Raw genomic sequence first — 18,584 nt, 5'->3', positions numbered from 1 at the left:
GGTCAGAATGGCGCCACTTCCAATGCCGCATGAACGATCTGCTCTCGCCAGGAAGCCTGGTCACCATCGCCGGCGGTGTGCTCACCGTGGTTGGTTCTGTGGCCTACGGCACCGGCGCTGCCAACTTGAGCCTGCCGACAATTTTTTACGGCATTCCGATCCTGCTTGGGGGACTGGCCCTGAAATCGTCGGAGCTGCCACCGGCCAAGCGTGTAACGCCCAGAGCACAACTCAAGACAGAACGTGAGGCTTCCACTCCTGAGCTGGGAAAACTTCTTGGCGATGTCACACGTTGGCGTTATGGCCAGAAAGCGCATCTGGAAAGTTCTCTGGAATCGCTCAAGCTGTGGGATGAAGACAACCCTCCTCAGCTGCTCGAGATCGAGGAGATCATTCGCAGCGGTCACTACGGACTGCGGCTGCGTTTCGCCTGTGAGGCCGTTCCCCTGCAGATCTGGCAGGAGCGAAGAGACCGATTAAGCCGTTTTTTTGCCAAAGGCCTCGAGGCAACAATCACCCCTCTCAACGGAGACCGCCTGGATCTGATTCTCCTGCCAGTGGGCGTTTCGGCATCGGATCAGCAAGGTGACTCCGGAGAACAAGCGAATGGATGATGCCCTCAGGGTCTCTGTTCTGAGTGAGGCTCTTCCTTACATTCAGCGCTTCGCAGGCCGCAGGATCGTGGTCAAGTACGGCGGTGCGGCCATGGCCCATGCCGAGCTGCAAACAGCCGTGTTCAGAGATCTGGCGTTGCTCTGCAGTGTCGGAGTCCAGCCCGTTGTTGTGCACGGCGGGGGGCCAGAGATCAATCACTGGTTGAAGCGACTGGCCATCGCACCTGAATTCAGGGATGGGTTGCGAGTGACTGACCACGAAACGATGGACGTGGTGGAAATGGTTCTAGTTGGTCGAGTCAACAAACAGATCGTGAACGGACTCAACCGACTTGGCGCCAAAGCAGTCGGCCTGAGCGGCAGTGACGGCAGCCTGGTGGAAGCGCGCTCCTGGGGGGATGGCAGCCACGGGATGGTCGGCGATGTGGCCAAGGTCAATCCCGACGTGCTCGAAGCACTGCTTGAGCGTGGTTATGTGCCCGTGATCTCCAGCGTGGCCGCTAACCCCGACGGAGTGGCCCACAACATCAACGCCGACACCGTGGCCGGCGAAGTAGCCGCCTCCCTGGAAGCCGAGAAGCTGATTTTGTTGACGGACACACCAGGAATCCTGCGCGACCGCGAGGATCCGGGATCGCTGATCCGTCAGCTGAAGCTTTCAGAAGCCAGACAACTGATTCAGGAGGGTGTGGTTGCAGGGGGCATGACACCCAAGACCGAATGTTGCATCAGAGCTCTCGCCCAGGGAGTTGCCGCTGCCCACATCGTGGATGGACGCGTCGCCCATGCCCTGCTGCTGGAAGTGTTCACCGATGCCGGCATCGGCACCATGGTGGTGGGACGCAGCTGAGGGATGAGCACAGGGCTTGCAGCAGCCGAGCGGGCACTTGAACGCGGTGATTACGGCCTGTGTCTGCGCCTGCTGGAGCCTCTCGCCGACGCGAACCCGATCACTGAACCCGAGGGAGCTGCCATCCGGATGGTGATGGTGACGGCCTGGATGGGACAGGGCGAGGAACGCAAGGCGATCTCCACCTGTCGTCTGCTCACACGTTGCAAGGATCCTGATCTGCGCAACCGGGCTCGTCAGTTGCTGAGTGTTCTCGAAGCGCCAAGCCTTGAGCGTCCGGCACGCTGGTCGATGCAGCTACCGACACTGGACATGGCTCCCCGCGTGGGGAAAGGCACTCTCACCAGCCGGCGAAGACGTGGCCCACCTCCACCGCCTCCACCGCCAACGGGACCAACGCAGGCACCATCAGCAGGTTTTGCCGTGCTGGTGCTGGCCGTACTGATCGGACTGACTCTGTTGCTCAGCGGCTGCGTACGCGTCACGGCCGAGCTTGATCTGGCGGGTCCGGATCGCCTGGCGATGAGCTGGCGAATCAACAGCCTCAGTGGCCACAGTCTTCCCTGGCAGCAGAACTTTGCGAAGGCGCTGCGTTCGGAAGGCCTCAACTGGAGGGTGCATCAGGACAGGACAGGTTCCCTCAACCTGATCAGCCCCACCCTGGGGGCAGGTCAGGCCGCCACGCTGATGCGCAGCAGTGTGGAGCTGGCTGGACGCAGCGCTGGCGTGACCCTTCCCACCCCGGATCTGGCGATCGTGGAGAGAAACTGGTTGGTCGGGATGCAGCAGCAACTGAACCTGCGCCTCGACCTCTCTCCACTCGCCGAGTTTCCCGCCGGCGATTTGCAGATCAGCATCACCCCAATTCAGGATCTTCAGCAGGTCAGCAGCAGTCCTATGAAGGGTCGGTTGGAAGGGGATGTTCTACTTTGGACCCTTGACAGCGGCAGCGTCAACCAACTGCAGATCCAGCGATGGCAGTGGAGTCCTCTCGGGCTGGGCAGTGTGCTGATCGTTCTGCTGCTGCTGCTGAGTTTTCTGCTCCAGTCCATGCGGGTTCGACTCGGATTTGGCTATCCCCAGCTGCCGTCCTGATTCACAGCTGCAGAGGATCAGGGTCAACGGCCAGGGAAACATCTTTGGGGAGCCCTTCCCACAGGCCGGTTCCGGATGGCAGGGGGATCTCACTGTCCTGGGGACCGTGCAGAAGCAACTGCCAGCGACTGCGGCCCGCCACCCGAGCCACAGGAGCGGGCGCAGGGCCGAGCAATTGCCAGCCTGCCGCGGCACAGCCTGCACGAATCCGTTCAGCCAGCAGGGTTCCAGCGGTCGCTGTATCGCTGGCCGACTGACCTGAGAGGCGAATCAGGCAAGCCCGCGCAAAGGGAACCAGTCCTGCTTCACGGCGCAGGGCCGATTCCTCTTCCAGAAAACGTTCGTAACGACCATCCACCAGATGACGGATCACTGGATGGTCAGGGCTGTAGGTCTGGACCAGCACCTCACCGGGCTTTTCTGCGCGTCCGGCTCGGCCAGCGAGTTGAAGAAGCAGTTGCAGGCACTGCTCTCCAGCCCTCAGATCAGGTCGATGCAGAAGACCATCGGCGGCAAGCACCGCCGCCAAAGTTACGCGCGGCAGATCCATTCCTTTGGCCAGCATCTGCGTCCCGACCAGCACATCAGCCTCACCCTCCGCAAACTGAGCCAGCAGTCTTCGATGACCATCACGACCACCGGTGGTGTCACGATCAAAGCGCAGTAGACGCAGATCACCGAGTTCCTCGCCAAGACGCTCCAACACCCGTTGAGTTCCTGCACCAAAGGGCTTGAACGCCAGGGAACCGCATGATGTGCAAGAGGGGGTGATGGGGGCTCGATGGTCACACCAGTGACAGCGCAGCCACTGCTGTGCGCCCCGATTGCCGTGAACGGTCAGAGGGACGTCGCAATGAGGGCACATCACCACCTCTCCACAACTGCGACAGCTCAGAAACGTGCTGTATCCGCGCCTCGGCACCAGCACGACTGCCTGTTCCCCTTTGTCCGGGAGCTGGGCCAACCGGTCCATCAGGGCGCGACTGATCAAGCGTTTATTGCCCTCGGCCAGTTCATGACGCATGTCAATAATCCGGACGGGTGGCAGTGGCTGGCTGGAGATCCGCGAGCGCAGCCGGGCGAGAACCAGAGTTCCTTGAGGCTGGAGACGGCTCCAGCTTTCGAGTGAGGGTGTTGCGCTGCCGAGCAGCAAACGACCACCCTGCAACCTCACCCGCTCTGACGCCATGACCCTTGCGTGGTAGCAGGGCATGGGTGAGTCCTGCTTGTAGGAATTGTCGTGCTCCTCATCCAGCACCAGCAGACCCAGCGGGCGCAGGGGAAGAAACACCGCGGAGCGAGTGCCTACCACCACAATGGGATCGTCACTCTCGAGACAGCGACGCCAGGTGCGAACCCGCTCACTGGACGTGCAACCGCTGTGATATTCCAGAACCCGCCCTCCGAAACGCTGACGACAACGATCCACGAGCTGGGGAATGAGGCCGATCTCCGGAGTGAGCAGCAGAACGTGACGGCCAGCCATCAGCTCAGCAGCTGCCAACTGCAGGTAGACCTCGGTCTTGCCGGAGCCGGTGATGCCCCAGAGCAGCAGTCCTCCACCCTCGGGGAGTGATTGAAACTGGCTTACCACGGCTTGCTGCTCATCCGTCAACAATCGCGGTGACTCCAGCTCGGCAGGGCAGGACGTCTCCGGGGCTGATCCACTGGAAGCGGTCGCTGGCTTGCGTTGTCTGCGAATCAGGCCCTTGCTCTCCAGGCTCTTGACGGTGCCTGTTTGGAACCCCTCCGCCAGAAGGTCACGTTGCCAAGCGCCACCGCCCCTGCGTTCGAGCTCCGCCAACAGCTCGCATTGCCTGGAACTGGAAGCCTTCGGCATGACTGTTGGATCAGAAACTTCAAGCCGCTCAACCCACCAGAGCTGACGCAGGGCCGGTGCCGCACAAGGCCGTTGTCCCAGCCATCCCGGAGGCAATGCCGCCTTGAGCATCCGAAAGGAACTGGTGTGGCAAAGAGCTGCCATGGCGTCCAGCCATGAGCGCCATGACGGGTCGACTGCAGCGCGCTGCACCAGCTCTTCGACCGGGTTGAGCTGAACGGCGTCGCTGTCGGCACAATTCGCCACTGCTTCGAGTGGCCTGCAGCCGGTGACCAGCCCCTGCAGTCGACGGCCTCTCAGACGGACCGCCACCAGATCTCCCAGTCCCACTCCGAGACTGTGACTGTCGCAATAGCTGAAAGTACGACCGTCACGACCGGCCTCCAGCCAGACATCGACTTCCGAAATCAACTGCGCGGCAGGAAGGCTGGAGGATTGATTGACGGGGGTTGCCGACATCACATGTTTTTCTTAAGATACAGATGTTGGACAGCTCAACAGCTGTTGTCGGAACAGAGCAGAGTTCCGTCCAGTGGGAAGACACGAAGCTCGAGCCAGGGGTTACCCCGACGGCCGACCGGTCTGAGAACGCCCCTGACAGCCCTGCCCCAGCCCAAAGCCCACCAATTGATTCTCGATCACTGCTCTCAGTTGTCACCCCGTCTGTTTTGGGGCGGCTTCAAGGCGGTGATGCGTCACCAGGCCGAGCTTGGTTGCGTACCAGTTGACTGCGTTAGTTCCGTACACCCTCACCATCCCAATCCCCATGAGTCCTGCTGCGAGCAAGTCAGCTCAGCCCAAGGCTGCATCGCCCAAGACTGCTTCTTCCAAAGCGGCGACGTCTAAGGCGACTCCATCCATCGTGATGCTGGCGGATTCCAAAGGACTGCCCAAGGGTGTGAGCAAGAAGGCCAAGCCGGAGTCAAAGACTTCAGCAGCAAAGTCCTCGGCCACGAAGGCATCCACGAAATCGAAGCCGGCCACGAAAAGCAGCTCAGCCAAAAGCTCAACTACAGCCAAGAGCGCAACTGCGGCCAAGGGTGCAGCAGCCGCCAAGACAGCAAAGAGCGCGAAAACCCCTGCGAAAGCAACCCGAGCCAAGAGCTCGAGCGCTGCCAAGCCCGCTGATCTTGATGCCGCCGCTGATCAGTTGCTGGCCAAGACCTCTGGCAACCCTTCCATCAGCAAAGAAGAGAAAGCCAAAGCAGACGCCAAGGCCAAGGTGCTGGCGAGCATCAAAGTTGGCCCCAAAGGGGTCTACACCGAGGATTCGATCAGGGTATATCTGCAGGAAATCGGCAGGATCCGCCTGCTGCGGCCAGACGAAGAAATCGAACTGGCCAGAAAGATCGCTGACCTTCTCTACCTCGAGGAGCTGGCTGCCCAGTTCGAAAGTGACAACGGCCGCGAACCCGATAACAAGGAATGGGCGGCGCTGGTGGAGATGCCGCTGATTCGTTTCCGCCGCCGACTGATGCTCGGGCGTCGGGCTAAGGAAAAAATGGTTCAGTCGAATCTGCGCCTTGTGGTCTCGATCGCCAAGAAATACATGAATCGTGGCCTGAGCTTCCAGGACCTAATCCAGGAAGGCAGTCTCGGACTGATTCGTGCCGCGGAGAAATTTGACCACGAGAAAGGCTACAAATTCTCCACCTATGCCACCTGGTGGATTCGTCAGGCCATCACTCGGGCCATCGCTGATCAAAGTCGAACAATTCGCCTGCCGGTCCATCTCTACGAGACCATCTCCCGCATCAAAAAGACCACCAAAGTGCTCAGCCAGGAGTTCGGCCGAAAACCCACGGAAGAAGAGATCGCTGAATCAATGGAAATGACCATTGAGAAGCTGCGCTTCATCGCCAAGAGCGCCCAGCTGCCGATCTCCCTTGAGACCCCAATCGGCAAAGAAGAGGATTCCCGCCTCGGCGACTTCATCGAAGCCGATATCGAGAATCCCGAACAGGACGTGGCCAAAAATCTTCTTCGTGAGGATCTCGAAGGCGTACTGGCCACGCTCAGTCCGAGGGAGCGCGACGTGCTCCGTCTTCGCTACGGCCTGGATGACGGACGCATGAAGACCCTCGAGGAAATCGGCCAGATCTTCGACGTCACCCGTGAGCGGATCCGCCAGATCGAAGCCAAGGCATTGCGCAAGCTGCGGCATCCCAATCGGAACGGGGTCCTGAAGGAATACATCAAATAGTCAGCTACTCAGTTTCTACAGCCTCAGGATCCTTTGCCACAAGAGGATTCTGGGGCTTTCGACTACCTGGGGCTTGGATTGGGTGGAATTTCGGCACCAACCAAGGATGGCCGAACACATCAAAGCAGCCAATCCGAGCGGAAAGAATAGTTGTGCCCTAAGCGGAAACAGAGGATGGTCAAACGAGAAGCATTGAAGAGGTTCATTAACCAACAACTTCATAATTCAAAGTGGGATTTATTTTTACAATCTCTAGCCATCGTATAGGCGTATACTTGCCGACGAATAGGACCAACCCAAGCAGCAATCCATCCCCCGAGAAACCGCTAGGCACCTTATTTTACAAACTTGATTCAATCCAAAGAATTCGGCAATCGGAAGATCACTTGCCATCCTAATCAGCGAGGCATCTCAGCTCATCCTCCCCTGAGAGAATATAGAGTCATGACCCTAATATACTTTTGCCTCTGTTAAGTCGACCTTAAGCAGAAAAGGCTCGAATCAAATACACAGAGAAAGTCTATAGAAACGATGGCATATTTCAGGCCAACAACTTGATTGCAGCATCACTTGCGCAATTGAATCAGATGTCAAGCCCACAAAACATTGAAGTCACATCGAGGAACAAGAAGAAGAAGAAGAAGAAGAAGAAGAAAAGGAGGTGTTCCATGATTTCAAAGCCGCCTTAAACACCAATGCGCCTATCTCGTATCAACTTGCGCTCACTTTGATCGCCATTGAACACTCATGATCACGAGACTATATGTAGAATCAAGCCACCAAATACTTAATCATCAACAAAGTCCTGACAAGAAAATTCACCTCATCGCTCATCCCTGTTTTACAAAAAATGCCGCAACTGATGACCATGGCATCCTAATCGTTCACAACGCTGATCTGTTAAATACGACTTTAAAGTAAACCTAAGTGCTCTTTACTTTTAACAGCAATGCTCATATAACAATCGCTGGAAACTCAGCAGCTACTAAAGCGATGACAATTGTCAGAGTAATCATCGATAGAATCGTTGTGCCCGCAACAATCGATTCAGTTTCCTCTACATAGACGTCATGTGATCGAGCGACAGCGTATTGACATTTCGCGGTAGGTACTGCACTACAAAGGATCACCGCAACAGCTGGAGCTGGTGGCAATTTAACAAGATCACAAACAAACCAGGCAAGCACAGGCATCAAAAATAATTTGAAAAATGTACACTCACTGACAATACGAATGTGATTTCTAAAGAGAGTGAAGTTGAGTTGAGCCCCGATAGCAAAAAGGGCAACTGGCGCCGTTGTGATGCCAACAGCATTCAAACTCGCTCCCAGCACACTGGGAAACTGAAAGCCCAGGAATGAGAGTATTAAGCCCAGGACCATAGCAATAAAGTAATTCGCTTTCATCGCCTTCCAAATTGAGCCAAGCACCTTACGAAAATTCAAGCCTGATTCCTCTTTGGATGTGCATTCATAAATAATCGAAGTAGCTTGGAGCCCTATAATCAAAACGATCACTCCAATAACTCCATACGTTGCGCCTACAATAGGAAGCATGATGGCGAGAATTGGCAACGCAATCATGCAGGTATTTGAATAAGAAGCAGCAGCTGCAAAATATGAGCCAATCAATAAATTCTGACGCTTAACAAGCCTTCCATAAACACAGGATATCAAAAAACAATAAATGAGACGAGAAGGTAACCGCCAAAGAATTGAAAATATTGAGAAAAGCCCTTAAACACATTTTGCCGAGTCATATCAAGCACAATCATGCATGGAATCGAGATATTCAACGCATAGCCAATGAGAATTCCACTATTCGCGGGATCAAACTTTTTAGTTCGCTTAGCGATGTAGCCAATGCAAAGGTAAGCAATAACAGGAAAGATCGCACTAATGATCGAATGTGGCATGGCGCAGAAGAAGTTCTATTGACAGTGGTAATGACATGGCCTTCTTATAAAGCTGGAAGCACTGGCACTCAAATGCATTTTCATAGCGATGAAAGCACAGTGCACAAGTCGACAAGCCAGAAGGTGCGGCGATCAACTTGACTTAATCATGGCAAGCTCGATTGACTAAAGACCAATTAATTCTCAGCGCCCATGGGCCCAACCCTGAGAAGCACTTCATCAAAATTTCAATGTCAACCCAAAAACGCCTATGCAGATCTGAGACCAGTCGCATTGTGTCAACTAAAACCTGATCTCACATCAAAAGCACCATGGTTATAAATCTCTATTGTTTATAGAAAGCTATATGGCTCCTTTGTAGCCTTCTTGAATTGAAAAATCGTTCAGTGGGACTCAATGCTGTCGGTAAATTCCTGAAATGCCTTCTTCAAACGCTCAACTGGCGTTTCCGATGGAGGACATTCCTGGTTGGTGGAACGGGTATAAGCCTGAAGAATTCGTGCTTCCGGCTCGAGCAATGCTGCAACAGCAGCCTTGAGCATCACAACATTGCGCTGGGGCGTTAACCCAGCCAGATAGGAATGCAGGGACCATGGCCCTGAATCATCCTGCTTTTCCAGACGCAGAGGCCTGATCAACTGATAAGCCCGATCGCCGTCGGAGTCGGTGGTCTGCCTGAGCCTCGCCACCAGCATCACACCGCTGGTGAGTAGCACCAGTCGAATCGATCCCTCGCTCAACAAAGGCAGAAAAGGTACTGATTCATCCACCTGAGCAAGAGACGAGCCAGCAGTTGAATGGCTCACCTTCACCCCGTTGACCACAGGACCAGGCATTACAACTCTCGAGAACGATTTGATCGTAAAGCTGCTCGCTTAAAACAGTGAGTCGTCATCCAGAGGCAAGAAGCCCCCACGGGCCTGCATTCTGTGAAATCTTGAGCAGATCTGGGCCTTCGACTCCGTAGGCTGAGTGGCTGTTTCAACGTGCCCATGGCTCTCGAGCAACTGCGCATCGCCTCACGCCGCAGCCAGCTGGCCATGGTGCAGACCAACTGGGTCAAAGCCGAACTGGAGAAAGCTCACCCAGGCCTGGCGATTTCGGTGGAAGCCATGGCCACTCAGGGCGACAAAATTCTGGATGTGGCTCTTGCCAAAATCGGAGACAAAGGCCTGTTCACCAAGGAACTGGAGGCCCAGATGCTGGTGGGTCGAGCAGAGATCGCCGTGCATTCCCTCAAGGATCTGCCCACCAACCTGCCCGAGGGCCTCATGCTCGGTTGCATCACCGAGCGGGAGGATCCCGCTGATGCACTGGTGGTCAACAGCAAGAACGCTGAATACACCTTGGAAACACTTCCAGAGGGATCCGTCGTCGGAACCAGCTCACTGCGGAGACTCGCCCAGCTGCGCCACCACTTTCCCCATCTGCAGTTCAAGGACGTTCGTGGGAACGTCATCACCCGTCTAGAGAAGCTGGATGCTGGCGGCTACGACTGTCTGATCCTTGCTGCGGCAGGCCTGAGTCGGCTCGGATTCGCCGATCGGATCCATCAGATCATTCCTGGCCACATCTCACTGCATGCAGTAGGACAGGGAGCCCTCGGCATCGAATGTGTCACAGACAACAAAGATGTTCTCAACATCATTCAAGTCCTTGAACATGGCCCCACTGCAGGGAGATGCCTCGCGGAACGCGCCTTCCTCCGAGAACTTGAAGGCGGCTGCCAGGTACCCATCGGGGTCAACAGCCGTATTGACGGCCATGAACTGGTTCTCACCGGGATGGTGGCCAGCCTTGATGGCCAGCGACTGATCCGTGATGAACGCCGCGGCCCTCTCGGTAATCCTGAAGATGTGGGCCTGAAGCTCGCAGCAGACTTGAAATCTCGTGGAGCTGGGGAGATCCTGCAGGAGATCTTCGCAACGGTTCGTCCCGAAGCCTGACTAAGTCAATGCTGCACACGACGGGCGGAATTTTCACCATTTTTCAATCCAATCGGCAATCTGCCGATCTAGTTGTCGTTCACGAATGGCCATAAACGTCAGGAGCAGAGATCGCTCGAAGCAGCGCGTTGACCATGCTGATCGCTCTGCTCCTGGCCACCTGAATCGGCAACGACCTGCTCGGCTTCTTTGGAACCGGGCGACCAGCCTTTCAGGTGGCAGGGGGGTTGATCGTGGTGATGATCGGCCTTTCGATGCTGCACTCCGAACCTTCGAAGGTTCGCCACGACCCGAAGTCCGTGGAACGCGACCAGAACTCCTCGGTCAAAGGGATCGTTCCCTTGGGCATTCCCCTGCTGGCTGGCCCGGGCGACATCACTGTGGTGATGATGGATCCAGGCGCAGCAAGCATGGGATGAAAACTGAGCCTCAGCCTCGTGGTGCTCGCCATGAGCGTGCTTGTTGATCTGATATTTAACTGGTGAGATGCTCTCATCCAAGGTCAGTGAGTCTGCTTTGCAGGTGCTCAGGAAAATCATGGGCCCCATCCTCACTGCGATTGCAGTACAGATGCTGTTCTCAGGATTAAGTGCAGGCTTCCCGGGGCTTCGGGGGATAAAACTCACCGGGTGATCATCACCGGAGTGCCCACGTCCACAAGCTCGTAGAGCTTCTGAACGTGGGCATTGAGCATGCGTACACAGCCATTGGACACCGCCGCGCGGATTTTCACCCAATGAGGCCAGGGGGTTCCATGAATGCCGAATTGGTTGGGTCCCTGCTGTAAAAAGCCAATCCAGCGATGGCCGAGTGGGCTGGCAGGTCCGGTGACCGGATGAACCCGGCCGGATTTCGTGCTTTCGTACTGAGGATTGACAAGCTTGGTCTCGACCCGAAACACACCTGTCGGTGTTGGAGTCTTGGGATCACCAATCGCCACCGGCCAGCGCCCGATGGACTGTCCAGCGCGGATCACACTGATGCGTCGCTGCTTGAGATCGAGATGAATGCTCGTCTCAGCATTCACAGAATGCACCTTCGCTGAAGCAAAGAGCGGTGCCTGCAGCTGAGGCGAAGCAACTGCTGGATCTGATGCAGCCAGAGCTACAGAAACAGCCCCAACGGCCAACAAAGAGGAGCAGCCAACGCACATGAGACGCATTACCGGACAGCCAAGACTCACTGGTCTCAACGTATCCACTGGCCAGAGGAAAAACCGCACACCAGTGGAGGACTTTCTGAAGAAATGCCTCCTCTGCGCCGCGGAATGTTTCCAGGTTTTCTCTAACAGAAGGGTCCAATCCGCTGGCTGCTGCGATGCCGGAACAACTTCAGTGGAGCGAAGCTGAAGCTCGATTCATGCTCCAGGCCTTCATCCATGTGCGCACAGCTGAATGTGGGCACAGCAGGCGGAATGCTGCCAGATATCGCCGACTGGCCAGAGAGCAGCCCCTGACAGGCAACAGCTGACACCCAAAAGTCAGTTGTCCTGCATCAGCATCTTGCTGATGCAGGAGTTGATGGGCAGCACCAAGACGTTGATCGCAATGCCACTCGTGGATCAATCGACGAGCTTGGGGTCAATCTCAGTCACATATCGAGCCTCACAGGCCTTGACGATCTCGACGGCCTTCTCCGTACCGAAGAAACCGTTCACGGTGCAGGTTCCAGGCTTCTTCAGATCCTTGTAATGCTCCCAGTAATAAGTGGTTTCCTTTTTCCAGTGCTCACCAAGGTCTTCAAAGCACTTGATGTGATCCATGCGCTTGTCATCGGCCAGGACCGCGATGACCTTGTCATCGACCTCACCACCGTCATCAAAGGTCATGATGCCGATGATGCGAGCCTCAACAATTGAACCTGGAATCAGAGGCTCAGTGACATTGACAATCTCAATATCGAGCGGGTCACCATCTTCATCCCAGGTGCGGGGAATGCAGCCGTAGGCGAAGGGATAGGCCAAAGAGGAGTAACCAACCCGGTCCAGCTTCAGGTGCCCGGTCTCGGTGATCAGCTCGTACTTGTTGATCGTGTTGGAGTTCAGCTCCACGATCGTGTTCAGACGCAACTCGGATTCATCAGCAAAGGCCGGCAGCACATGCAGCAGGTTCGGCATGCTGCGGCTCGGAGCCTGGTCGAGATTGGCCATGGAGGACGGCGTTCGGAGCGGTGATATTACGAGCAAGTGTCAGCATCAGCTTCGCGCTCAACAGAGTTGTTCGACTCTGAAAATCACCACACGCTGATTCATCACCGAGTTCTGGGAAGAGGGCTCAGACCCGCGCAATGCACAAGCGCTCCAGCTTGGCTTCGAGATAGTTCAGGAAAGGTGTGCTGGAAAGACTGCGACCGGAGACCTTCTCCACAAGCTGTTCAGCATTGAGGGCACGCCCGATGGGATGGACGTTCTCCCTCAGCCAGCCGAGCATGACGCTCAGATCACCACGGCGGACATGCTCTTCGGGGGAACCGATCGCCGTCTGCATCGCTTCGCTCAGCTGTGCACTGATCAGATGTCCGAGCAGATAGGACGGGAAGTAGCCGAACAGACCTTCACTCCAGTGCACATCCTGGAGGCAGCCCTGAGCATCATCCTCAGGGGTAACCCCCAGCAGTTCGCGGTAACGACGATTCCATTCGCTCGGAAGATCCTCCACCGGCAGGCCCTGTTCCAGCAGAGCCAGCTCAAGATCCGTCCGCACCAGAATATGAAGTCCATAGCTGAGTTCGTCAGCTTCCACCCGGTTGCATCCTGGCGCCATCGGATTCATCGCCTTCCAGAGATCCGCTGCTGACTCAAGAGGTGCGCCCGCAGCGGCAAAGCGTTCCCACCAGAGTTCTGAGAAGGGCTGACTGCGGGCCACCCGGTTCTCCCAGAACAGCGACTGACTTTCATGCACCGCCATCGACGTGGCCTGGCCGAGAGGCCAGGCAAACCACTGATGCGTGCTGGTCGGCAGTCCCTGCTCGTAGAGCGAATGTCCCCACTCATGGGCTGTGGCCAGAAAACAGGACAGAGGCTGACCAGCCACCACGCGCGTGGTGATGCGGAAGTCGCGAGGCCCCAAGGTGATCGAGAAGGGGTGGGGCGAAGCAGCCACGCATGTGATTCCCTTGTCCCTGCCCCAGTCGCTGAGCAGCTGATCACAGAGCTGCTGCTGTGTCGATGCGGGCAGATCCCAACTGAGAGTCGACGGTCTGGGACTGCCCTTGAGTTGCTCCAGTAGTTCGGGCAAGCGTCTGCGCAGCGGCGCAAACAGATCCTGAAGCCGCTGCAATGTGAGATCAGGCTCGAACGGCTGCGCGAGTGTTTCCCAGCAACTTCGCGGTTCTGCCAGCTGACGGGCCTGTTCCTGACGCAACTCGACCATCCGACGAAGAGCCGGCGCAAAAAGTGAAAAGTCGGAAGTGCGGCGGGCCTGTTGCCAGAGGTCGTAACCCTGGGATTTGGCTGTGGCAAGAGCACTGACAAGATCCGGATCAAGTGCCTGCTGCCGACGGAGATCCTGCTCAAGCAGGTCCAGATTGCGGGCCTGGCCACTGATGACTTCAGGGTGATCAACACTGTTGGCGCGAATTCGCCAGTCCTCACGGGCTGCCGCAATCAGCTGCGCATAGTGCTCTGAACTCTGGCGTGCATGGAGCTGGCGAGCCAGCAGAGCCAGTTGCTCACCCCGCCAGGCTGAACCACCGCTTGGCATTCGGGTGTTCTGATCCCAGTACAGCGTCCTGGTTATGGAATCCATAACCTGGGTTTCGTGAAGGTGCGAGCCAAGACGATCCCAAGCCGTTATCCCGGCAGCCATTGGCTTCATCGATCTGAAAAGACCTTAACGAGCTTCAAGATCCGAGCACAGACCCCAGAACGCAGATCGCTGATGCGCTTGCCCTCCATCCATGCGCCATCAGGACAGCTCCTGATCGTCGTTCGCACTGGAATCCGTCTCCCCACCTTCAGCTCTCAGAGCCCTCTCCAGGGCATTGACCTGGGCTGTTCTCTCAGGGGATTCAACAATGACGTTGACTTGTCGGACAGCGACGAGCTTCCGCCACAACAGAGCGATCAGCCAGGCGGCCGTAGCGAAGACTGCTGCTAAATACAGGAGTCGCATGACCTCCCAAGATCTGTCGTGCACGCTGTTCTAATTGAAACAGCAGTTACAGGGCGGAGTCGGAATCGACTCTCCGCTCAGGGCTGCTCTTCGCCGTCTTCAGGAGAGCCTCGCTCCTGATCCGTCTGTTCCCCGAGCGTCAGCCGTTTCAACTGACGCTGGGCATCCTGGCGTCGGAACAGCTCATGAAATCGATTGATCAAATAGTCGACGTCTGTCATGACTCAAGCTCTCCGACACAGGCTGACCGCTCCATCACCACATTGTCTCGCGGATTTGTCGATTGGTTCAGGTCGATTGGTTCAGTCCTTGCGGCAATAGCCACCGCCCATGGGATTCCAACCGGAAGGACAGTTGTCATCCATTGCCGGGCGAAGGGTGTAGCTCATCAATCCAAGAGCGCTGCACTTGCCGTTCGACATATCGATGTAGCCCATCGGGCACTCAGCAGTGAGTTTCTTGACCACCCGTTGCGCCCTTGCCGGAAGCACTGAAACGCTATCCATCGGGACAAGGATCAGCAGAATCCAGACCAGTCTGTTGATCATCTGTTGACCACAACCGCTGCTCACGCTCCAGGCTAGAGCTGAAGTTCAGAGATGATGGTCAATGGCAGCACTGCTCAGCCCTCAGGATCGTGAAAACCTACGCGCCACTCTGACGCAGTGGCAGGTGGGGGATGAACGCCTCAAACGACAGTGGCAGTTCAGCGACTTCAGTGAGGCATTCGCCTTCATGACCAGGGTTGCCCTGCTGGCTGAAGCAAAACAGCATCATCCCAACTGGAGCAATGTCTACAACCGGGTGACGATCGAGCTGACCACCCACGACCTGGGAGGACTCAGCAATCTGGATGCAGAGCTGGCGCAATCCATCGACGCCCTGCAGTGAGCCGCTGCCAAAATGGATTGAGGAAGGGGATTTTTCTATGACAACCAGCGTGAAGCGAGCCGCGGTGCCGGTGACGATTCTCACTGGTTTTCTCGGAGCAGGGAAAACAACACTGTTGAACCACATCCTGAGCAATCAGGAGGGGCTTAAAACAGCTGTGCTTGTCAATGAATTCGGGGAGATCGGAATCGACAATGAGTTGGTGGTCAGCACCAATGAGGACATGGTCGAACTGAGCAACGGATGCATCTGCTGCTCGATCAACGGCGAGCTGCTTGATGCCGTGGACCGCATCCTCAACAGACCCAAACCCGTGGAATATCTGGTGGTTGAAACCACGGGTCTGGCTGATCCGCTGCCCGTTGCAATGACATTCCTGGGCAGCGAGCTGCGTGATTTGACAAGGCTCGATTCAATCATCACCTTGATTGATGCCGAGAACTTCGGAGCAGAGGCCATTGCCAGCGAAGTCGGTCGATCGCAGGTGATTTATGGCGACATCCTGATGCTCAACAAGACCGATCTTGTTGATGAAAGTCGCGTGAAGGATGTCGAACAACAGCTGCGCGACGTCAAGAAAGATGCGCGCATCCTGCATTCAGTGAAGGGAGATGTGCCGCTGCCCCTTCTGCTGAGCGTGGGTCTGTTCGAATCCGACCGGGTGGTGAACGAAGGCCACTACCACGGACACAGCCACGATCACGGGAATAGCCATGACCATGGGCATAGCCACGATCATGAACACAGCCATGACCATGGGCACGACCATGGATCCGCTGATCATCTGGCCATTGAAGGATTCACGTCACTGTCCTTCTCAAGCAGTGATCCCTTTGATCTGAGAGCCTTTCAGAATTTTCTCGACAATCATCTGCCCGAAAGCGTTTTTCGAGCAAAGGGAATTCTCTGGTTCAAGGAAAGCGAGCGACGTCACGTGTTCCACCTGGCGGGCAAACGGTTCTCAATCGACGACAGCGACTGGAATGGAACCCGAAAGAACCAACTGGTACTGATCGGTCGTGGTCTCGACCATGATTCCCTGAGACATCAGCTTCAAGAGTGCGTTGTCGTGCCTGTTGATCAGTAAGTGGGGGCGAAGTTGCCCCGTATTCAGCAAAGTTGATTAGGGTGGCATTCGATGAGGAGAGGGCATGGTTGAAGTTCTCGCGGCTGGTGGGCTGTTGATGGCTCTGGCGCTTGCCTTCTGGCTGCTGCTCGATTCCGATGACGACAACGGCGGTGGTGGCTTGATGGAGCCAGCCCTGGTTCCCATCCCCGTTCGTCGCAACGATCGCTGAACAGCAGCTTGAAAGCGCTATTACCTTCAAAACCCTCACCTGGCGTGAGGGTTTTTTGATGCACGTATCCAGGTTATTGAATACGCTTCTCAAAATCGCCCTTAAGCGTGTCTTCCCAGCATTCCTGTCGCGACACAACGGATTTGTTCTGCCTGGAGAACGCCACAGCTACTGGCTCCAGCGAACAGTGCCGAAAGCCTGCTCAGCTCCTGATCACCAGACCTCATAAGTGATTCAAGCGTGAATAGCGACAGTTCCTCCATGGCAGATCCCCTTCGGCAAGGAGTGCTCACGCGTACGCGCAGCTTGCTGTCAGGCCGCTTTTGGCTGGTGGCAGGAGCGGTGGCAATTGCGTTCTTGGCCCTGCTTCCTGTCATCGGCCTGCTGGGCGAAGGACTCAGTGGCGTAAGCAGCGGCAATGCCAGCCTCAGACCCGACGGTCTGCTCCAGATCCGCGGCACGGTGGTGCTACTCCTCGGCACCAGCCTGATGGGAGGTGTGATCGGAACCGCCAACGGTTGGCTGCTGGCGAACTGCCGATTCCCAGGCCGCCGCTGGCTGCGGATTGCCCAGCTGCTGCCACTCGCCAATCCGTCGTATCTGCTGGCGGCGACTCTGGTGGATATCGGCAGTCTGGAGGGAATCACCATCAACGGGATGGGATGGGGAATCGTTGTGATGGCGCTGACCACCTACCCCTATGTCTTCCTGCTGAGCACCGAAAGCTTCACGATCTGTGGACGCCGGCAACTGGAAGCTTGCCGCTCACTGGGTGTGGGGCCCTGGAACAGTTTCCGCCGCATCGCACTGCCCATGGCCCTGCCGGCGATCGGTGCAGGCATTGCCCTCATGGGCATGGAGGTTTTGAATGAATATGGTGCCGTGCAACTGCTCGGCATTCCCAGTCTTTCGGCTGGAATTATCGAGGCCTGGAGAATCGAGGGCAATCCCGCTGGTGCTGTGGGTCTTGCTCTGATCACACTCTGCATCGTGATGGTGCTTCTGTTCGGCGAACGCAGACTGCGCAGCCGCAGCCGCCGCTGGTCAGAAGGTGTTGCAGGAGGAGAATCTCCTGCATGGATGCTGAGCGGCGGAAGGGCCTTCGCCGCCCAGGTGCTTGGAGCTTTACCTCCCCTGATCACCCTTGGCATTCCGCTGTTGTGGGGCGCAATGAACTGGCAGCAGTTGGCCACCGGTCTGACACCAGAATTGCTGCTGCTCACCCTGCGCACTTTGGGTCTCGCGCTGGCAGCGACCCTGCTGGCGGGCCTGGCGGCAATGTTGCTGGCCATTGCCAAGCGCTGGAGTCCTGCCAGATGGCTCAGAGGTGTGACTTTTCTTGCGGGCATGGGCTACGCCATTCCAGGGGCAGTTCTGGCGCTGGCTCTGCTGGTGATCGGCGCCCCATGGCAACTGTCTCCAATCCTGCTTCTGCTCTGGGGATACAGCGATCGCTTCCTCGCAGTGAACAAGGGGGGCATTGATGCAGCTCTGGAGCGACTCTCTCCCAGCCTTGACGAAGCAGCAACAGGGCTGGGCTTGCGTTGGCCGGCCGTGCTCAGACGGGTTCATCTGCCGCTTCTACGAGGCCCGATCCTCGTTGGCAGCCTGCTGGTGTTCGTGGACACCGTCAAGGAGCTGCCGCTCACATTCGCGCTACGACCTTTCGATTTCGACACGCTTGCGGTGAGGGTGTTTCAGTACGCAGGTGATGAGCGACTCGCCGCTGCGGTCTGGCCGGCGCTGATGATCCTGGTCCTGGGTCTGATTGCTTCATCAGCTCTGGTGCCGCGATTGGATCTTGATTCGGAGTAGAGGTC

Annotated in this window: 21 protein-coding genes; 13 read left to right on the top strand and 8 right to left on the bottom strand. The window is 56.6% G+C overall.

Going from position 1 to position 18,584, the window contains the following annotated elements; genetic code table 11:
• The first annotated feature begins 29 nt into the window (after window positions 1-29).
• From SIB58_RS02660 to SIB58_RS02650, 3 genes are read left to right on the top strand one after another with little or no spacing between them, the layout of a single operon-like run.
• Window positions 30-614 (top strand): DUF2854 domain-containing protein, encoded by a 585-nt coding sequence (locus SIB58_RS02660; RefSeq protein WP_066905847.1) that lies wholly within the window; start codon window positions 30-32, stop codon window positions 612-614.
• Window positions 607-1,464 carry an acetylglutamate kinase gene (argB, locus tag SIB58_RS02655; RefSeq protein WP_066905848.1) on the top strand — a complete coding sequence of 286 codons (858 nt, stop codon included), beginning with the start codon at window positions 607-609 and terminating at the stop codon, window positions 1,462-1,464. The genes SIB58_RS02660 and argB overlap by 8 nt, the downstream gene beginning before the upstream one ends.
• A 3-nt stretch (window positions 1,465-1,467) precedes the next feature.
• Complete coding sequence (locus tag SIB58_RS02650) at window positions 1,468-2,559, top strand: DUF3153 domain-containing protein (protein ID WP_066905850.1); 1,092 nt, start codon at window positions 1,468-1,470, stop codon at window positions 2,557-2,559.
• A gap of 1 nt (window position 2,560) precedes the next feature.
• Here SIB58_RS02650 and priA read toward each other — a convergent pair whose 3' ends face one another.
• Window positions 2,561-4,858, bottom strand: a complete 2,298-nt coding sequence (priA, locus tag SIB58_RS02645; RefSeq protein WP_066905852.1) for a primosomal protein N' — start codon at window positions 4,856-4,858, stop codon at window positions 2,561-2,563.
• Between the two features lie 307 nt (window positions 4,859-5,165).
• On the opposite strand from priA, the gene rpoD reads away from it, so the two are divergent.
• A complete protein-coding gene (gene rpoD / locus SIB58_RS02640) occupies window positions 5,166-6,602 on the top strand; it encodes an RNA polymerase sigma factor RpoD (RefSeq protein ID WP_067325831.1) in 1,437 nt (478 codons plus the stop codon).
• 953 nt (window positions 6,603-7,555) lie between these two features.
• On the opposite strand, the gene SIB58_RS02635 is transcribed toward rpoD, so the two are convergent.
• Both SIB58_RS02635 and SIB58_RS02630 read right to left on the bottom strand, forming a co-directional pair.
• Entirely contained in the window at window positions 7,556-8,278 is a 723-nt protein-coding gene (locus tag SIB58_RS02635; protein WP_369818630.1) for an AEC family transporter, read from the bottom strand.
• Window positions 8,279-8,900: 622 nt separating this feature from the next.
• A complete protein-coding gene (locus tag SIB58_RS02630) occupies window positions 8,901-9,353 on the bottom strand; it encodes a DUF6561 domain-containing protein (protein ID WP_066905860.1) in 453 nt (150 codons plus the stop codon).
• A gap of 156 nt (window positions 9,354-9,509) precedes the next feature.
• Between SIB58_RS02630 and hemC the strand changes: the two genes are divergently transcribed.
• The 3 genes from hemC to SIB58_RS02615 all read left to right on the top strand — a co-directional run bounded on the left by hemC (window position 9,510) and on the right by SIB58_RS02615 (window position 11,096).
• Window positions 9,510-10,463, top strand: a complete 954-nt coding sequence (gene hemC / locus SIB58_RS02625; RefSeq protein WP_066905862.1) for a hydroxymethylbilane synthase — start codon at window positions 9,510-9,512, stop codon at window positions 10,461-10,463.
• A gap of 215 nt (window positions 10,464-10,678) precedes the next feature.
• Window positions 10,679-10,882: a MarC family protein gene (locus SIB58_RS02620; RefSeq protein WP_231857002.1), complete on the top strand. Its 204-nt coding sequence runs from the start codon at window positions 10,679-10,681 to the stop codon at window positions 10,880-10,882.
• Between the two features lie 67 nt (window positions 10,883-10,949).
• The gene (locus SIB58_RS02615; RefSeq protein WP_231884134.1) at window positions 10,950-11,096 is read left to right on the top strand and encodes a hypothetical protein; all 147 of its coding nucleotides are present in this window, start codon (window positions 10,950-10,952) and stop codon (window positions 11,094-11,096) included.
• On the opposite strand, the gene SIB58_RS02610 is transcribed toward SIB58_RS02615, so the two are convergent.
• Window positions 11,086-11,592, bottom strand: a complete 507-nt coding sequence (locus SIB58_RS02610; protein WP_231857003.1) for a L,D-transpeptidase — start codon at window positions 11,590-11,592, stop codon at window positions 11,086-11,088. The genes SIB58_RS02615 and SIB58_RS02610 overlap by 11 nt on opposite strands.
• A gap of 188 nt (window positions 11,593-11,780) precedes the next feature.
• On the opposite strand from SIB58_RS02610, the gene SIB58_RS02605 reads away from it, so the two are divergent.
• On the top strand, window positions 11,781-11,933 hold the full coding sequence (locus SIB58_RS02605) for a hypothetical protein (protein ID WP_156486589.1): 153 nt from the start codon (window positions 11,781-11,783) through the stop codon (window positions 11,931-11,933).
• A 91-nt stretch (window positions 11,934-12,024) separates the two neighbouring features.
• Here SIB58_RS02605 and SIB58_RS02600 read toward each other — a convergent pair whose 3' ends face one another.
• Both SIB58_RS02600 and SIB58_RS02595 read right to left on the bottom strand, forming a co-directional pair.
• Window positions 12,025-12,612, bottom strand: coding sequence for an inorganic diphosphatase (locus tag SIB58_RS02600; protein WP_066905869.1), 588 nt, complete (start codon window positions 12,610-12,612; stop codon window positions 12,025-12,027).
• Window positions 12,613-12,736: 124 nt separating this feature from the next.
• Entirely contained in the window at window positions 12,737-14,269 is a 1,533-nt protein-coding gene (locus SIB58_RS02595; protein ID WP_067325837.1) for a carboxypeptidase M32, read from the bottom strand.
• A gap of 72 nt (window positions 14,270-14,341) precedes the next feature.
• Between SIB58_RS02595 and SIB58_RS02590 the strand changes: the two genes are divergently transcribed.
• Window positions 14,342-14,560, top strand: a complete 219-nt coding sequence (locus SIB58_RS02590) for a hypothetical protein (RefSeq protein WP_066905873.1) — start codon at window positions 14,342-14,344, stop codon at window positions 14,558-14,560.
• Window positions 14,561-14,652: 92 nt separating this feature from the next.
• Here SIB58_RS02590 and SIB58_RS02585 read toward each other — a convergent pair whose 3' ends face one another.
• A complete protein-coding gene (locus SIB58_RS02585; RefSeq protein WP_156486590.1) occupies window positions 14,653-14,796 on the bottom strand; it encodes a hypothetical protein in 144 nt (47 codons plus the stop codon).
• An 81-nt stretch (window positions 14,797-14,877) separates the two neighbouring features.
• A complete protein-coding gene (locus SIB58_RS02580) occupies window positions 14,878-15,081 on the bottom strand; it encodes a hypothetical protein (protein ID WP_231857004.1) in 204 nt (67 codons plus the stop codon).
• Window positions 15,082-15,184: 103 nt separating this feature from the next.
• Between SIB58_RS02580 and SIB58_RS02575 the strand changes: the two genes are divergently transcribed.
• The 4 genes from SIB58_RS02575 (at window position 15,185) to SIB58_RS02560 (ending at window position 18,579) form a co-directional block, all read left to right on the top strand.
• Complete coding sequence (locus SIB58_RS02575) at window positions 15,185-15,466, top strand: 4a-hydroxytetrahydrobiopterin dehydratase (protein WP_067325839.1); 282 nt, start codon at window positions 15,185-15,187, stop codon at window positions 15,464-15,466.
• A 37-nt stretch (window positions 15,467-15,503) separates the two neighbouring features.
• On the top strand, window positions 15,504-16,553 hold the full coding sequence (locus tag SIB58_RS02570; RefSeq protein ID WP_067325841.1) for a CobW family GTP-binding protein: 1,050 nt from the start codon (window positions 15,504-15,506) through the stop codon (window positions 16,551-16,553).
• Between the two features lie 64 nt (window positions 16,554-16,617).
• A complete protein-coding gene (locus SIB58_RS02565; protein WP_170953724.1) occupies window positions 16,618-16,764 on the top strand; it encodes a hypothetical protein in 147 nt (48 codons plus the stop codon).
• 261 nt (window positions 16,765-17,025) lie between these two features.
• On the top strand, window positions 17,026-18,579 hold the full coding sequence (locus tag SIB58_RS02560; RefSeq protein ID WP_082823318.1) for an ABC transporter permease: 1,554 nt from the start codon (window positions 17,026-17,028) through the stop codon (window positions 18,577-18,579).
• The last annotated feature ends 5 nt before the right edge of the window (window positions 18,580-18,584 follow it).

Origin of the sequence: Synechococcus sp. MIT S9504, from assembly GCF_047497135.1 — a bacterium.
In the GTDB taxonomy this organism is placed as follows: Bacteria; Cyanobacteriota; Cyanobacteriia; order PCC-6307; family Cyanobiaceae; genus Synechococcus_C.
The sequence above is the reverse complement of the archived record's forward strand: the minus strand, read 5'-3'. Positions and strand labels throughout refer to the sequence as shown.

Bases quoted from the DNA above. Each gene is read 5' to 3' on its own strand.
- SIB58_RS02605 (WP_156486589.1), top strand. From the start codon at position 11,781: ATGCCGGAACAACTTCAGTGGAGCGAAGCTGAAGCTCGATTCATGCTC.
- SIB58_RS02600 (WP_066905869.1), bottom strand. From the start codon at position 12,612: ATGGCCAATCTCGACCAGGCTCCGAGCCGCAGCATGCCGAACCTGCTG.
- SIB58_RS02585 (WP_156486590.1), bottom strand. From the start codon at position 14,796: ATGACAGACGTCGACTATTTGATCAATCGATTTCATGAGCTGTTCCGA.
- priA (WP_066905852.1), bottom strand. From the start codon at position 4,858: ATGTCGGCAACCCCCGTCAATCAATCCTCCAGCCTTCCTGCCGCGCAG.
- SIB58_RS02595 (WP_067325837.1), bottom strand. From the start codon at position 14,269: ATGGCTGCCGGGATAACGGCTTGGGATCGTCTTGGCTCGCACCTTCAC.
- SIB58_RS02660 (WP_066905847.1), top strand. From the start codon at position 30: ATGAACGATCTGCTCTCGCCAGGAAGCCTGGTCACCATCGCCGGCGGT.
- SIB58_RS02630 (WP_066905860.1), bottom strand. From the start codon at position 9,353: ATGCCTGGTCCTGTGGTCAACGGGGTGAAGGTGAGCCATTCAACTGCT.
- argB (WP_066905848.1), top strand. From the start codon at position 607: ATGGATGATGCCCTCAGGGTCTCTGTTCTGAGTGAGGCTCTTCCTTAC.
- SIB58_RS02575 (WP_067325839.1), top strand. From the start codon at position 15,185: ATGGCAGCACTGCTCAGCCCTCAGGATCGTGAAAACCTACGCGCCACT.
- SIB58_RS02580 (WP_231857004.1), bottom strand. From the start codon at position 15,081: ATGGATAGCGTTTCAGTGCTTCCGGCAAGGGCGCAACGGGTGGTCAAG.
- SIB58_RS02570 (WP_067325841.1), top strand. From the start codon at position 15,504: ATGACAACCAGCGTGAAGCGAGCCGCGGTGCCGGTGACGATTCTCACT.
- SIB58_RS02590 (WP_066905873.1), top strand. From the start codon at position 14,342: ATGCGCTTGCCCTCCATCCATGCGCCATCAGGACAGCTCCTGATCGTC.
- SIB58_RS02565 (WP_170953724.1), top strand. From the start codon at position 16,618: ATGGTTGAAGTTCTCGCGGCTGGTGGGCTGTTGATGGCTCTGGCGCTT.
- hemC (WP_066905862.1), top strand. From the start codon at position 9,510: ATGGCTCTCGAGCAACTGCGCATCGCCTCACGCCGCAGCCAGCTGGCC.
- SIB58_RS02650 (WP_066905850.1), top strand. From the start codon at position 1,468: ATGAGCACAGGGCTTGCAGCAGCCGAGCGGGCACTTGAACGCGGTGAT.
- SIB58_RS02615 (WP_231884134.1), top strand. From the start codon at position 10,950: ATGCTCTCATCCAAGGTCAGTGAGTCTGCTTTGCAGGTGCTCAGGAAA.
- rpoD (WP_067325831.1), top strand. From the start codon at position 5,166: ATGAGTCCTGCTGCGAGCAAGTCAGCTCAGCCCAAGGCTGCATCGCCC.
- SIB58_RS02560 (WP_082823318.1), top strand. From the start codon at position 17,026: ATGGCAGATCCCCTTCGGCAAGGAGTGCTCACGCGTACGCGCAGCTTG.